Here is an 850-nt window from a genome sequence, read left to right as displayed (position 1 = left end):
ACCTCAGACACATACTCCATTTCTATCACGCGTCCGCTCGCGCCATAGACCTTTGGCACCGACCAATAATCAGAACCAAGTGCTCGTTCGTAAAAACGTCTTTGTGTTTCAGCTTCTAAAGAGAAATCTAACTCTTGCTCAAAACCACGCGTGAACTCTTTAATTTGTTCTGCCATTGATTTCAAAAAAGGCTTAAGTTTTGAGTGAGGAGCCCAATACTGACTACTAATCAACATTAATTCGATTGCCAACGAACCCATCGCAAATTCGCGTTCAAGATTATGACGCGCAACTTTCACGACAATAGGTACCAGTACTGTTGATGTTTCTAACTCTGAATTCGTATTTTCAACGGCTTTCTTGGCCAAAAACACGGAACCAATTGACCCACTTTTTAGAGGCTTTGATGCATCAAATTCGTAGTACATGCTCTCTGGCGGCTGACCAAAATCTTCAAAAAACACTTTTCTCACTTGTTCGACTGACATCGGCTCAACATCTTGCTGGAACACCGCAAGTTCGCGTGAAATTTCTTCGGGCAGAAAATCAGCACTGGCCGCAGCAACTTGTGCCATTTTGATAAACAAGGGACCGAATTCACTTACCATCTTCGAAACGATTTGCGCTTGGGCATGGAAGTCTTTAGGGTCGGTTTCCAAGAAAGGTTTTATGTAACGGATTGCTTGAATTTGACGCTTTAAGATCTGAATATCGCCGCGCAATACTTGTAGCTTACGTACAATTTCATTAAAACCGTCACGATTGATTTTTCTCAAGTGCTTGATGGTATTGATCGCCTCTACCAAAAGCGGCTCGTAGACGCGGATAATTGCGCGGGTGATCTCTAGAT

At 43.1% G+C, this 850-nt stretch carries 1 protein-coding gene; it reads right to left on the bottom strand.

Translation table 11 applies throughout. The features are described 5' to 3' along the window. Positions 1 to 850: AarF/UbiB family protein (locus A3739_RS04130; RefSeq protein WP_197472031.1), on the bottom strand; the 850-nt coding region annotated here is incomplete at both ends.

Source organism: Oleiphilus sp. HI0067, assembly GCF_001635735.1.
The sequence above is the reverse complement of the archived record's forward strand: the minus strand, read 5'-3'. Positions and strand labels throughout refer to the sequence as shown.